This is a genomic window from Borreliella californiensis, from assembly GCF_014205885.1.
In the GTDB taxonomy this organism is placed as follows: domain Bacteria; phylum Spirochaetota; class Spirochaetia; order Borreliales; family Borreliaceae; genus Borreliella; species Borreliella californiensis.
The window spans coordinates 221,965-235,434 of the sequence record NZ_JACHFB010000002.1 but is presented as its reverse complement, the minus strand read 5'-3'; the positions used below and the strand labels follow the sequence as shown (position 1 = coordinate 235,434).

The window sequence follows — 13,470 nt, the reverse complement described above, 5'->3', positions numbered from 1 at the left end:
TAAATTAATCTTCAAAATTAATCCCTTTTTTCCTATTAATGTAACTTTGAAAAGCATAATCGATTAAATTATCTACTAGATCTTTAAACTGAAGACCATCATGACTACACATTTTAGCAAACATAGATACATCGGTAAATCCTGGAATAGTGTTTATTTCATTAAGATAAATAGTTCCTGATTTTTTTTCCACAAAAAAATCAACTCTTGCCATACCTCTGAGTTCTAGATTCTTATAAGCAAGAAAGGCATATTCTTTAATGCTTAACAACTGATTTGTCTCAAGATGTGCGGGAATATTAAAAATAATAGAATTTCCAGGAATAACAGAATATTTAGCATCATAATCATAAAATATAAAATCTTGCACAACAACTTCCCCGGGAGAAAATATCTTCATCTTTTCATTCCCAACAATAGAACATTCAATCTCTCTAGCCTCAATAAACTTCTCTATTACAATGGTAAGATCATACTTTAAAGCTTCTTTAATAAAAGATTCAATCTGATTTTCACTGTAAGCTACATTTATTCCAATTGAAGAGCCTAATACTGCAGGCTTAACAATAACAGGATAGCCTAAAGCCTCCTTTACATTTCTTTTTACTTCTTCTTTATCTAATAAATAATCATGTTGTCTAAATCCAATAAAAGGCACCAATGGGATATCAAAACTTTTAAGTAAAAGTTTGCAAAAATACTTATTACTAGAAATAGCACTTCCCATAATACCAGCACCAACACAGGGAATGTCCATAACTTTTAAAACTCCTTGAATAGCACCATCCTCACCGGTCCTTCCATGGACAATGGGAAAAACAACATCAATCTCAAGGTTTTTATTATTTGAAAAAATGCCAATACCTGGTAAGAAACTAACAATGGGCAAAACATCTATATTAATAGGCTTTGGGGGATCAGAAACAGAATCTAATAAATACCAAACACCTGTACACTTATCAATATAAACAGGATAAATATTGTATTTATTTAAATCTAAAAGAGCTAAATAAATGCTATAAGCAGATTTGCAAGAAATTTCATGCTCAAAAGAAACGCCACCAAATATTAACATAAGATTTTTCTTCACATCACTTCTCCTTTTCTGATTTTTCTAAACTTAAAATAGCATTTTTAACTACCTCTTCTTCATTCCAAAGAACTTCTCTATTTTTATAAATTATTGAACTTTCATGACCTTTTCCCAAAGCCACAACCAAATCTCCTACCTTTGCAAGACTTATTGCTTTTTCAATAGCCTGCTTTCTATCAGGAATAAAAAATAGATCCTGATTTACAACTTTATTCACAATTCCCTTTGCAATGTCTTCAATTATACACATACTATTCTCGCCTCTTGGATCTTCATCGCAAAGCACTATCAAATCAGAATAAATATCTGCAATTTGCCCTTGCAAAACTCTTTTTTCAATATCTCTTTCTCCTGCAGATCCAAAAACAGAAATCAATCTATTGACAGCAAATCTTTTAAAAATAGGAAAAAGTTTAGAAAAAGCACCAGGAGTGTGAGCATAATCAATTATTACAGAAAAATTTTGACCTAAATTAATACTACCCATACGCCCATTAAGACTTTTAATGTAAATAAGCTTATCAACAATATCTTGAATATCGCTATTTAAAATTTGAGAAACCAAAATAAGAGCAGCCATTACATTCTCAACATTAAAACTCCCCAGCAGGTTAACATTAGCAAAATATTTAACCCCCTTGTGATAAAATTCAAACCTGGTAGAATTGGTTTTCTCATCAATAGAACTGACAAAAAAATCTGCTTTACTGCTTTTTAAGCTATAAGTAAAAGATTTTTTAACAGCATTTTTAAAATCAGAAGAATAAAAGTCATCAAGATTAATAACTCCAAAACCAGCAGCATCACTAACAGACCGGAAAAGACCTAACTTGACATTTAAATAATTTTGAATTGTACCATGAAATTCAAGATGTTCATGCCCAATATTAGTAAAAACAACTGCAAAATAATTAACATCAATAAGCCTTGCTGTTTCAAGGTCAAGTCCATGAGAAGTAGATTCAAGAATTGCATATTGAGCTTCATTCTTAACCATGCTGCTTAAAAATGAATGTATTTCTGTAGACTCAGGAGTTGATTGTCTGTAAGGATTTTTAATCAAGCTCCCACTCCCATCATCAAAAAATACCGTCGATATAAAACCCACTTTAACACCCTTTTTCCTTAAAAGCAGATATATATAATAACAAACAGAACTTTTACCGTCAGTGCCAGTGACACCAATAACTTTTAACTTTTTTGAAGGCTCATCATAAAAAATATTTGAAAAATTAGACATAAATTTTCTTATGTTAAAATCATCTACCTTAATATAAGTAACATTGGGACTGTAAAAATCCACATCTCGTGAACACACAACAACATTGCTACCCTTTTGAATTGCGATTTCAATAAAATCATGCCCATCAAAATGAACTCCTGGAAGAGCAAAAAACACAAACTTGGGCAAAACCAATTTAGAACTATAAGTAACTCCCGATATTTCTAAATCAAGAGAACCTTTTATACATTTTATTAAATTTTGATCTAACTTTAATAAAACTTCATTAAGTTTTTTATTCATACATTAAAATTTTACATAAAACTAATAAAAATAGCTAAGAAATTCAAAATTATGCTTCAATAGAAAATATATTTACAATTTTTTATTTTTTTAATAAACTAAGCAATGTTACAAGGCGCTGTACCCAAGTGGCTAAGGGAGAAGTCTGCAAAACTTTGATTCGCCGGTTCGATTCCGGTCAGCGCCTTTTAAGGTCAAGTCAAAAATATTTTTATACTTAAGGGCATAACTTAAAGCATTTTTATTAAAGATAAATTAAAATAATACATATATGTTAGAATTAATCGTAATACTACTATTTATAATATTATCTGCTATTTTCTCAGCATCTGAAACAGCTTATACTTCTTTAAGCATAATTCAGATACAAGATATAAAAAAAAAAGGAAAATCAGGAATATCGGTGTATAATTTGCTTCAATCTCCTTCAAAATTAATTACTACTATTCTTATTGGCAACAATATATCAAATATTGTTGCAAGTACACTTACAACAAAATTTGTACTTGAAAAATACGGAAACAGCGCACTTGCAATATCAACGGGCCTAATAACAATAATCGTTCTAATTTTTGCAGAAATACTTCCAAAACAAATTGCAATTCTAAACAATGAAATCATTGCTCTATCTACTTCATTTTTTTTAACACCACTAATTTTTATATTTACTCCACTAATATATATAATAAACAAAATAATAAAAAAAATATTAAATCTCTTTAAAGTTAAGGCTAGCTATCAAATGACTAAAGAGAGCATAAAAAATATGCTCTCTTTAGCAGGAAGTTTAGGGATTTTAAAAAACGACTCTAGAATATTTATGCAAAAAATGTTAGACATAGATCAGGTAAGAGCTTCTGAAATTATGACTCACAGAACAGAGGTTTTTTCACTCTCAAGCTCATCAAAGCTAAAAGATGTAATCAAATTGATCAAAGAAGAAGGATATTCTAGAATCCCTATATACAAAGGACAAAGCAGAGAACAGATAATTGGAATTTTAATAGCTAAAGATCTAATAGAAGTTAATAAAAAAGATATGAATAAAAACGTTTCTCAATTTATTAAACCGGCTGTATTTGTACAACAAAACAAAAGAATAAAAGACATACTAGATATTATGAGGAAAAAACAAAAAATAATGGCAATCGTAATAGATGAGTATGGTGGTTTTTCAGGAATACTTACAATAGAAGACATTGTAGAAAAAATTTTTGGAGCAATATCTGACGAATACGACATTACAGAGGAAAAGCCTCTAATTACCCAAATTAACGACAATACTTACTCAATACTTGGAGAAACTACTTTCGACGAGATTGAAGAGGCAATTGGAATATCTATTAAACATAAAGAATATACAAACACAATTGGGGGATATTTAATAGATTTACTGGACAAAATACCAACAAAAAATGAAACCGTAAAAACAACTGATGGAGAATATTTTATTAAGGAAATTCAGAATAATAAAATCGAAACAATAACTTTTATCAAATCTAAAAAGTAGTGATAAAATTCGCTTACTAAAAATAATTTAAAACATTAGGAGAAGCAAATGTTTGACATAAAACAAATTTTTAATAAAACTTACGAATATTTAATAATTATTATTACTTTAATACTAATATCAATAATAGTTATTGCAAACATATTCATAGTGGGGCCATCAGAAGAAGCGATTGTACTTCGCCTTGGCAAGCTTAACAGAACTCTTGATTCAGGAATACATGTCAAAATTCCATTAATTGAAGAAAAATTTATTGTACCCGTAAAAATAGTCCAAGAAATTAAATTTGGGTTTCTAATATCTCCAAACGATATTAGAGAAAATAATAATGCAAGCGACGAAAGCATGATTATTACTGGGGATTTAAATATCATAAACATTGAATGGTTAGTACAATACAAAATAAGAGATCCTTATTCATTCAAGTTTAAAGTAGAAGATCCTGAGACAACGATTAAAGATATTGCAAAGTCGTCAATGAATAGATTGATTGGGGATAATACTATTTTTGAAATAATAAATGACAACAGAGTGGGAGTAACAGAAGGTGTAAAATCTTCTATGAATGAAATAATAGACAATTATAATTTAGGAATTGACGTAGTGCAAGTACAAATTAGAAATGCCCTACCCCCAAAAGGAAAGGTTTACGAAGCTTTTGAAGATGTAAACATTGCCATTCAAGACAAAAATAAATACATAAACGAAGGAAAAAAAGAATTTAATCAAATAGTTCCCAAAATTAAAGGTGAAGCATTAAAAGTCATTGAAGAAGCCAGGGGATACAAAGAAAGCAGAATAAACAATGCATTAGCAGACACAGAAATTTTTAATGCCATACTAGAAGCTTACTTAAAAAATCCCGATATCACAAAAGAAAGACTTTACAATGAAACCATGAAAGAAATACTTGAAAACAAAGATAACATTGAATTAATTGACAAAAACTTCAAAAATTTTCTACCATTTAAAGAGGTAAAATAAATGAAATTTATAATAAATCTTTTATTATCTGCTGCAAAAATTATAACCTTTACAGTAATAGCTTGCTTGGCTATTTTGTCTATTTTTCAACCAATGTATATTTTGAAAGAAAATGAAATTTCAATAACCACTCGACTTGGAAAAATTCAAAGAACTGAAAGTTTAGCCGGGCTTAAATATAAAATTCCATTAATTGAAAATGTACAAATATTTCCCAAAATCATTCTTAGATGGGATGGAGAACCCCAAAGAATCCCAACAGGGGGTGAAGAAAAGCAATTAATATGGATTGATACAACTGCTAGATGGAAAATAGTAGACATAAATAAATTTTATACAACAATAAAAACAATGAGCAGAGCTTATATTAGAATTGATGCAGCAATTGAACCTGCTGTTAGAGGAGTTATTGCAAAATATCCTTTGCTTGAAATTATAAGAAGCTCAAACGATCCTATTCAACGTTTGTCCAATGGAGTGCTCACGCCACAAGAAACAAAAATTAATGGTATTTATAAAATAACAAAAGGAAGAAAGATAATCGAAAAAGAAATAATTCATATAGCAAACAACAATACCAAAGATATCGGAATCGAAATTGTAGACGTACTAATAAGAAAAGTTACTTATGATCCAAGCCTTATTGAATCTGTAAACAACAGAATGATTTCAGAAAGACAACAAATCGCAGAAGAACAAAGAAGCATAGGATTAGCTGAAAAAACAGAAATTCTTGGAAGCATAGAAAAAGAAAAGCTAACAATATTAAGCGAAGCAAAAGCCACTGCTGCAAAAATAAAAGCTGAAGGAGATCGAGAAGCTGCAAAAATCTATTCAAATACATACGGCAAAAATATTGAATTTTACAAATTCTGGCAAGCATTAGAAAGTTATAAAGCAGTATTAAAAGATAAAAGAAAAATTTTCTCAACAGATATGGATTTCTTTCAATATCTTCATAAAAGAAATTGAAGGTTTATTAGTATAAATTTTTTCTTTAAATATCTGTAAAATATAAAATTCTATTATTGTAAATTACATAGTAATGCAAATCTTTATTTAAATTTTAAAAAAAACAAATAAAACCATTTGAAAACATATATTGCTGCACACATTAAAAAATTAATTGAATTTTTAGAATTGTCCATTTTAAAATCTCAAAGCTAGCTATAAATCATTTTTTAGTATATATCCAAAAGCTAAAATCTAAAAAGAGTTGACAAACATATATACTTATGAAAAAATTAAGGTACTAGAATAAAAATGCTGCTGTAGCTCAGTTGGTAGAGCATAGGACTGAAAATCCTTGTGTCAGGAGTTCGATTCTCCTCGGCAGCATGCATTTATTTAACTTACAATTGTCGCTGTAGCTCAGTTGGTAGAGCATAGGACTGAAAATCCTTGTGTCAGGAGTTCGATTCTCCTCGGCAGCATGCATTTATTTAACTTACAATTGTCGCTGTAGCTCAGTTGGTAGAGCATAGGACTGAAAATCCTTGTGTCAGGAGTTCGATTCTCCTCGGCGACATTCATTTAAAGATTAAAAGGATCTCAAAGTGATACTTAAAGAAATAAAGCAAATAAAAGATCTAAGCGAACAAGACATAATTTTTGCAAGAATAGGAAACTTATCAAAACTTGGCACAAGAGTAAATGAAAAAATCATTAAAATACTTTCTAAGGGCAATATCCCATACATTCCTGTACTTAAAAAAGAAGAAGATGAATCATATGAAGACCTCATAAAAAAAATAAATGAAGAAATTTTAAATGATGATCTTAACTACTTAAGAGAAAAGCTTATAGATAATCTAAAAGACATATATAGACCCTTTAAAGAAGATGACCCAATATTTATTACCAAGGGCAAAAAACCGCTCATGAAAATAAATACATTAATGGAAGCTGAACCTAATCAAATTTATTGGAAAGAAATATTGGAAGGAAGCCTTAAAATACTTCCAAGACACAAAATAATATCTTTACAAAAAATTTTATTAGAAATATATCATTATTTTGATGTTCAAAAGCTTAGAACAAAAGAAAACCTTAAAGATAAAAAAACTTTAAAAAAATTATATTTATATTCTGCTAGAAGAGACTATGAATTTTTTAAAGGAAAAGTCAAAACAGAGGGTGATTCAATACTACTACATTCAGTTGATACAACAATTTACTTTCTAATTACAATTGCAAATTTAAACAAAATAAGGTCTTTAAAAAATGCACCTCGTTCAACTATCAAATTTTTTCTTGATAAAACTGAATATACTGAATTTACAGAATTTTTTTATGCAGAAGACATGATACTACAAGCTGCACTTGGATCATTGCTGCATTCAATAGGATTAATGCATATAACGATATTAGAAAATATGGGAAATAAAATAAGCCTTAAAGACAAAAATTTTAAAGAGCAGCATAAATTAAAAATAGAATACTTGGAAAAAAATATTAGCATTGCTAAAAATTTGTTTAGAATGCGGGAAGATATTTCAGCTATTACAAAAATGATAATCAATGGGCAAAAAGACTACCTTGATGCTACAGGACATCCACAGCTAAAAATCAACAAATTTATTCATGAACTTGTTAGAATTTTTTGTATAGTAGATACTTACGATGAATTGGTAAATCCAATAATAATAAAAGAAAGCACTAACCCCTTAGAGGCTGTTAAATTTCTAAGAGAGAATAGTGGAAAATACTACTGGAGTAGAAAAGAACCAAACGAACAAACAAAAAACAAAAAATTTGACATTAAAATGTTAGAAAATTTTTTAACAATACTTGCACCTTTTGATTATGGGCAAATAGTAAATGTAAACAAAAAAAATAATAATGAAAATCTTTTTCAAGCTGCTGTTATTGAATATAAAATGGGCATTATGCCAAATCTATCTATAATAAACAAAAAAACCCAGACTTACAAAATAGAAGAAATAATAATGGATCTTGAGAATAAAGAAATCTTAATAAAAGATGCAAACGGAAATTACAAAAAAAATCCGTTAAAAAATGTGGATGACTTTGTAATAAAAAACAGCATTCCAGAATTAAATAAAAATGAAATTCAACTCATTCTCTTTAGTTATGGGAAAAAATAAATCCTACAATATTCTCAAAAAAATAAGTTTTGATCCCCCATACCTTTTTAAGTTATAAACTAAAAATTTTGACGTATTTATCTTTAAATCTTCACCAGAAGGATAATGCATAATGATATTAACTTTATCATTTAAAATTTTACCCTTTAAAATAATCTCAAGCAAATTAATCTTATTTTTATAATTAAAAGGGGGATCAAGATAAATAAAATCATAAAAAAGATCTTTTTTACCCAAAAAATCCTCTGCTTTTTGAAAAAAAAATTTATAAAATTCCTCAACAAAACTAAAATTCTTAATTAATGTAATTTTAATTTTTCTATTACATTCAACAAGATGAGCAAGACTAGCCCCCCTGCTAAGAGCTTCAACAGACATTATACCGGTCCCTGCAAAAACATCCAAAAACTTTGAATTAACAATATCCTTGAAAATAATAGAAAAAAAGGCTTCTCTAACAAGAGACATCACAGGGCGAACAGAGCCATTCTTGGGAAACAGAATTTTTTTACCTTTATATTTACCCGAACTTACATACATAAATAAAAATTTTAAAACAATTTTAAAAAACAATGAATATATAAAATTAAATTTTTGCTATAATCTTATTTCAAGAGAGAAGAATATGAAAGGCATTATTCTGGCAGCTGGGTATGGTACAAGATTTTTACCAATAACAAAAACAATTCCAAAAGAAATGCTACCAATTTTAAACAAACCCGCCATAGATTATATTATTCAAGAATTTATCGATTCAGGAGTAAAAGACATTTTATTAATAAGCTCAAGACGAAAAAAAGTTCTTGAAGATTATTTTGATAGAGAAATTGAACTTGAAAATATCTTTTTAAAAGAAAATAAAAAAAATGAATTAGATAAGATTAAAAACAAAAAAATTAACATAAGCTTCATAAGGCAAAAAGAAATGCTAGGCACAGGAAATGCACTACTTTATGCAAAACCCTGGATAAATAGAGAGCCTGTAATTGTAGCTTACCCTGACGATCTTTGCATTGGAAATCCACCATTAAGCTTGCAATTGATCAAACTTTATGAAAAAACTGGAAAGAGCATAATATCTATCATTGAAAATCCAGAAAATATAAATAGATATGGTGTAATAGAACTCTATAAAGACGAAATCCATGTAAAAAACATTGTTGAAAAACCAAAAATTGGAAGTGAACCTAGCAATAAAGCATCTATTGGAAGATTTTTGTACAATTATGAGTTTTTTGAACATTTAGAAGAAGGATTCAAACTACATCAAAAAGGTGAGTACTATCACATTTATGCTTTAAAAAAGCTAATGGATCAAAAAAAAGTATTATATAAAAATATTGAAGGGAAAAGAATTGACATAGGAACTATTGAGGGTTACCTAGAGGCAATAATAAATTCTGCCAAAAAAGATAAAAACTTAATGGAAATTATAAAAAAAGGAATAAATGAAAACGATTAAAAAGGATTCGGAATTTTATGATTCCCTTGCCACATTAAAAAAGTATATAAATAAATATATAGAAGAAAAAGTTTTAAAATATAGTATTTCTTCCAAGCTTTACAAATTAGAAAAACCTGAAATAATTGAACTTATAAAAATTAGCAATGCTTATGAAAAAGAAAAAAATATATTAAATGCTTCTCTTGAAGAATACTACTACAAAAAAACTCAAAATGAAGTAATTAAAAAATGGATATTAGAAATAATAAAAAGCAAAAATTTTACCCAAATAACCAAAGAAGCCAATCTCAACACCAAAAAACTAGGAACAACATATAAACTAAAATCTAGCAACTTTTTAAAACTAATTGAAATACAAAATAACCCTTATTATTCTCAAGAAAAAAAAGACATTTACAAGCAAATCATATTAAATTTTTCCAGCAATATTAACATTGACAACCTAGAAGAAACAATAGACATTCTTGTAGCTGTAAGAAACAAAAATAAAATTAAAATATTAAATATTTTAAATAAGAATTTAAAATATCAACTGGAAAATCAAAAAGTTTTTAAATCTAGCTTAACCAATAAAGAAAGTAGACTAATAAAATTAAAAAGAATGTTAATACTTACATATTGGCCAGTTGGGTGTTTGAGTAAAAACATTTTTATTAAAATTTTAATAAAGCATTATAAATACTTGGAAGAAGAAACTCTAGCACTAAAATATAATGAAATTTTAAACTACTTACGTGCACTAAAAACCTTAAGTCTTAATGAAATTTTTTATAAAGGTTCAAGTAAAAATATTAACTTCAATTATTTTTTCAGTGATTTTACACAATACACTCCAAAGGATTTTCAAGACCCATTAAAGTGTTATTTATATGTAATTGAAAAAACAATAACAAAAAAATACTTAACTTGGTTTTTCAAAGACAAAATATCTAATAATTGGGAATCTTTCATAGATGCACTTGAATACATTGAAAAACACAAATTAATCAACATAAAAGAAAAAATAAAAGAAATTATAACTGCAAAATTTCAAACAGAAGATTTTTTTATATCTTTTGACAAAACAAATTTCAATCCCTACGAAAGCTCAATCTTTAAAGAAAGATACGTTAAAAGTGCATTCTTAGAAATTATTATGTATTATATCAAAAAAAATTCTCATAATATAGAAACTTATGGATGGATTGCATTTTATATTTATGCTGACAAAAAGGATAAAAAAATTTTTTGTCAACACATTAAAGAATTTTTCGAATCTAAAACCTTTGAAATACAAAACCAAATATTTGTATATTTTTTATCTTTTTATCCAAATATTGAAAATAAGCATTTCAAATTTATATCAGACATACTGCTCTACCTTGACGAAAATAAAATTACAATACCTAAAAAAATAATAAAAATACAAAAAATAAATCCCAACCAGCTAGATTACCAAAAATCATATCTTTTAATAAAATCACTAAAAACAAGATCAAGGATTTTAAAAATTATTCTAAAAAATATAAGATTTAATCTTATTGAAACACTAGAAGATGAAAATGAGAAAAAATTATTACCTGCAATATGCTATTTAATATATTATGAGAATCTGGTAGAATTAATAAGCAATAGAAAGATAAAACCTAATGAAAAAAATAGTTTATTAGAATTTATTTCTTTTTTCAAAACAAAATTGAAGCAAAAAATAAATTTTAAAAAAGAATTTATGAAATCTAAAGACATTTAATCTAAATTAAGTATAATGAGAAAAGAATGAGGATTTATTTATTTTTAAATAAAAATTGTAAGATTTTTATTTTATTTTTAATTTTAATTTTTAATTCAAAATTGGCATATTCTCAAAGACTAATTAGAATCGGCAAAGAAGAGATGAAAAACAAAAATTATATTCAGGCAATCGAAACACTAAGCGATGCTATTAAAAAATACCCAAAAGTACAACTCGGCTACTACTTTTTATCAATAGCATACAGAGAAAATAACCAACTAACAGAAGCAGAAGGAGCATTGCTTGATGGAATTGCAGTAGGAGGTGAGATCGATTACATACTATATTATGAATTAGGCAACATAATGTTTAACAGAGGAGAAGGTTACTATCCTTTAGCAATAAAATATTATTCTAATTCTATTAAAAGCAGACCTAATTATGACAGCGCACTACTAAACAGAGCTAATGCCTATGTTCAACAGGGCAAAATAACATCTAAAGAAAAAGAATACCAAAAGGCTTGGGACTCTTATACTATGGCTATCCACGACTACTCGCAATTTATTACCCTTAGATCAAAAACAGAAAAAAAAGACAGCATTTTACTTATAATAAGTTATTTAAGAAATGAAAAAATTAATCTTGAAAAACTTGACAAAAGTTTAAAGGGACGAGCCGAGCATGTTGTATACGCAAAAGAAGATAAAAATCAAATACTTAAAGATAGTTTTAAAGACAATCTAGAAACAAATTCTTTAATTGAGCTAGAAAAACTTAATTGGCAAGAGGAGTTATACATAGATGAATAAAAAACATACAAATTTTTCGGTATTATTGCTTTTAATTTTCTTACTTATCTTATCATTTGGAGGTTTTGGTTATTATATATATCAAAGCAAATTAAATGACAAAAATCGAGAAATAATGCTAAACGAAGTTAAAAATAGCGTAATAGATCGAAACTATAAAAAAGCATATTCTGTTGCAAAACTTCTGCAAGACAAATACCCTCAAAATGAAGACATTACAATGCTTACAAATACACTAGCAGAAATTGCTAACAGCAGTCCTTTTGAATCAAACGAATTACAAAGAGATTCTGCGAATCAAATTTTAGACAAGATCAAAGGGGAAGACAAGACAAAAACAAATGTAAACGAAAATTTTGATATAGCATTTAATAATAGATACATCAAAGACAGCACAATAACAGAAAACTATTCTGACAGAAACGATGATATTGGCATTGAAGATGAAGACATATCTGAATTTAAAAAAAGCAAAATACCAGAAAAAATAAACCCAAATACAAACCCAAAAGAAGAAGATCAATCAATACAATCTCCAAATCCCAAATTAAGCGTTAATGATCAAAAAAATTTATTTAATTTGGAAAAACTAAAAAGAAACTTAAGTGAAAAATCAAAAAATGAAAATATTTTAAACAACTCTCAAAAAATAGAAAGTGATACACAAAACACAAATTCTTCCAAAGAAAACAATTCAGAGCATATTTTAAAAACTCCAGACAACAGCAAATATTCAAACAATAACAATGCTATAACTTTTAAAAAAAATCCTTCAAATTCCCAAAAAGAAAGTAAACTTTCTACACCCAATCAAACAATAATAGGGAAAATTAATAGGCCATATAGTTACTTAATAAAAAAAGAGCTCTATGAAATATTAGACGATATTAATACCGGTAGAGTCACACTTGGAAAAAACAGATTAAAAGAATTAATTAAAAAAGGTCTAAGCAACAAATTTCAAAAAGTAAATGAGTTGATTGAAAATTTAAAAAATAAAGAAGCATCAAATTTACTATTAACCTTAATAAAAAAAGATATTGAACCAAATCTAATTAATACACCAAAAGAACCTTACAAAAAAAAAATTTTTCAATTAAGTAAAGAAAATAAGAAGCCCCAATCCTTAGAGGACCTTAAATCTAAAGTTTATTCAATAAAACCTATTGATCTTGAAAACACAAAAACTCGCCAACAAGCAATCAAAGATCTAAACGAATTCTTGAAAACCAATCCTAATGATGCCCATGCCTCCAAAACCTT

Annotated in this window: 10 protein-coding genes, 4 tRNA genes and 1 pseudogene; 12 read left to right on the top strand and 3 right to left on the bottom strand. The window is 27.4% G+C overall.

Features of this window, described 5'->3' with window-relative positions; all coding sequences use genetic code 11:
- Positions 1-4 precede the first annotated feature (4 nt).
- A complete protein-coding gene (locus tag HNP67_RS03280) occupies positions 5-1,090 on the bottom strand; it encodes a D-alanine--D-alanine ligase (RefSeq protein ID WP_184124899.1) in 1,086 nt (361 codons plus the stop codon).
- A 1-nt stretch (position 1,091) separates the two neighbouring features.
- A complete protein-coding gene (locus HNP67_RS03275; protein WP_184124897.1) occupies positions 1,092-2,618 on the bottom strand; it encodes a UDP-N-acetylmuramoyl-L-alanyl-D-glutamate--2,6-diaminopimelate ligase in 1,527 nt (508 codons plus the stop codon).
- 114 nt (positions 2,619-2,732) lie between these two features.
- Here HNP67_RS03275 and HNP67_RS03270 point away from each other — a divergent pair.
- The 8 genes from HNP67_RS03270 (at position 2,733) to HNP67_RS03235 (ending at position 8,219) form a co-directional block, all read left to right on the top strand.
- Positions 2,733-2,805, top strand: a tRNA-Cys gene (locus tag HNP67_RS03270).
- Between the two features lie 84 nt (positions 2,806-2,889).
- A complete protein-coding gene (locus HNP67_RS03265; RefSeq protein ID WP_184124895.1) occupies positions 2,890-4,128 on the top strand; it encodes a hemolysin family protein in 1,239 nt (412 codons plus the stop codon).
- A gap of 48 nt (positions 4,129-4,176) precedes the next feature.
- On the top strand, positions 4,177-5,112 hold the full coding sequence (gene hflK / locus HNP67_RS03260; RefSeq protein WP_184124893.1) for an FtsH protease activity modulator HflK: 936 nt from the start codon (positions 4,177-4,179) through the stop codon (positions 5,110-5,112).
- Positions 5,113-6,084: a protease modulator HflC gene (gene hflC / locus HNP67_RS03255; RefSeq protein ID WP_184124891.1), complete on the top strand. Its 972-nt coding sequence runs from the start codon at positions 5,113-5,115 to the stop codon at positions 6,082-6,084.
- Positions 6,085-6,377: 293 nt separating this feature from the next.
- A tRNA-Phe gene (locus HNP67_RS03250) sits at positions 6,378-6,450 on the top strand.
- Between the two features lie 25 nt (positions 6,451-6,475).
- Positions 6,476-6,545 (top strand) — tRNA-Phe (locus tag HNP67_RS03245).
- A 22-nt stretch (positions 6,546-6,567) separates the two neighbouring features.
- Positions 6,568-6,640: transfer RNA gene (locus HNP67_RS03240), tRNA-Phe, on the top strand.
- Positions 6,641-6,668: 28 nt separating this feature from the next.
- Positions 6,669-8,219: an HD-GYP domain-containing protein gene (locus HNP67_RS03235; protein WP_184124889.1), complete on the top strand. Its 1,551-nt coding sequence runs from the start codon at positions 6,669-6,671 to the stop codon at positions 8,217-8,219.
- Between the two features lie 3 nt (positions 8,220-8,222).
- Here HNP67_RS03235 and rsmD read toward each other — a convergent pair whose 3' ends face one another.
- The gene (gene rsmD, locus HNP67_RS03230; RefSeq protein ID WP_184124887.1) at positions 8,223-8,792 is read right to left on the bottom strand and encodes a 16S rRNA (guanine(966)-N(2))-methyltransferase RsmD; all 570 of its coding nucleotides are present in this window, start codon (positions 8,790-8,792) and stop codon (positions 8,223-8,225) included.
- A 52-nt stretch (positions 8,793-8,844) separates the two neighbouring features.
- Here rsmD and HNP67_RS03225 point away from each other — a divergent pair, with 52 nt between their 5' ends.
- From HNP67_RS03225 to HNP67_RS06880, 4 genes and pseudogenes are all read left to right on the top strand, one after another.
- Positions 8,845-9,681, top strand: coding sequence for a UTP--glucose-1-phosphate uridylyltransferase (locus HNP67_RS03225; protein WP_184124885.1), 837 nt, complete (start codon positions 8,845-8,847; stop codon positions 9,679-9,681).
- Positions 9,668-11,413 (top strand): BB_0208 family protein, encoded by a 1,746-nt coding sequence (locus HNP67_RS03220; protein ID WP_184124883.1) that lies wholly within the window; start codon positions 9,668-9,670, stop codon positions 11,411-11,413. Before HNP67_RS03225 ends, HNP67_RS03220 begins: the two co-directional genes overlap by 14 nt.
- 26 nt (positions 11,414-11,439) lie before the next feature.
- On the top strand, positions 11,440-12,207 hold the full coding sequence (locus tag HNP67_RS03215) for a tetratricopeptide repeat protein (RefSeq protein WP_184124881.1): 768 nt from the start codon (positions 11,440-11,442) through the stop codon (positions 12,205-12,207).
- Positions 12,200-13,470 (top strand): annotated as a pseudogene (locus tag HNP67_RS06880) (hypothetical protein); the annotation flags it as partial. The gene HNP67_RS03215 and the pseudogene HNP67_RS06880, both read left to right, overlap by 8 nt.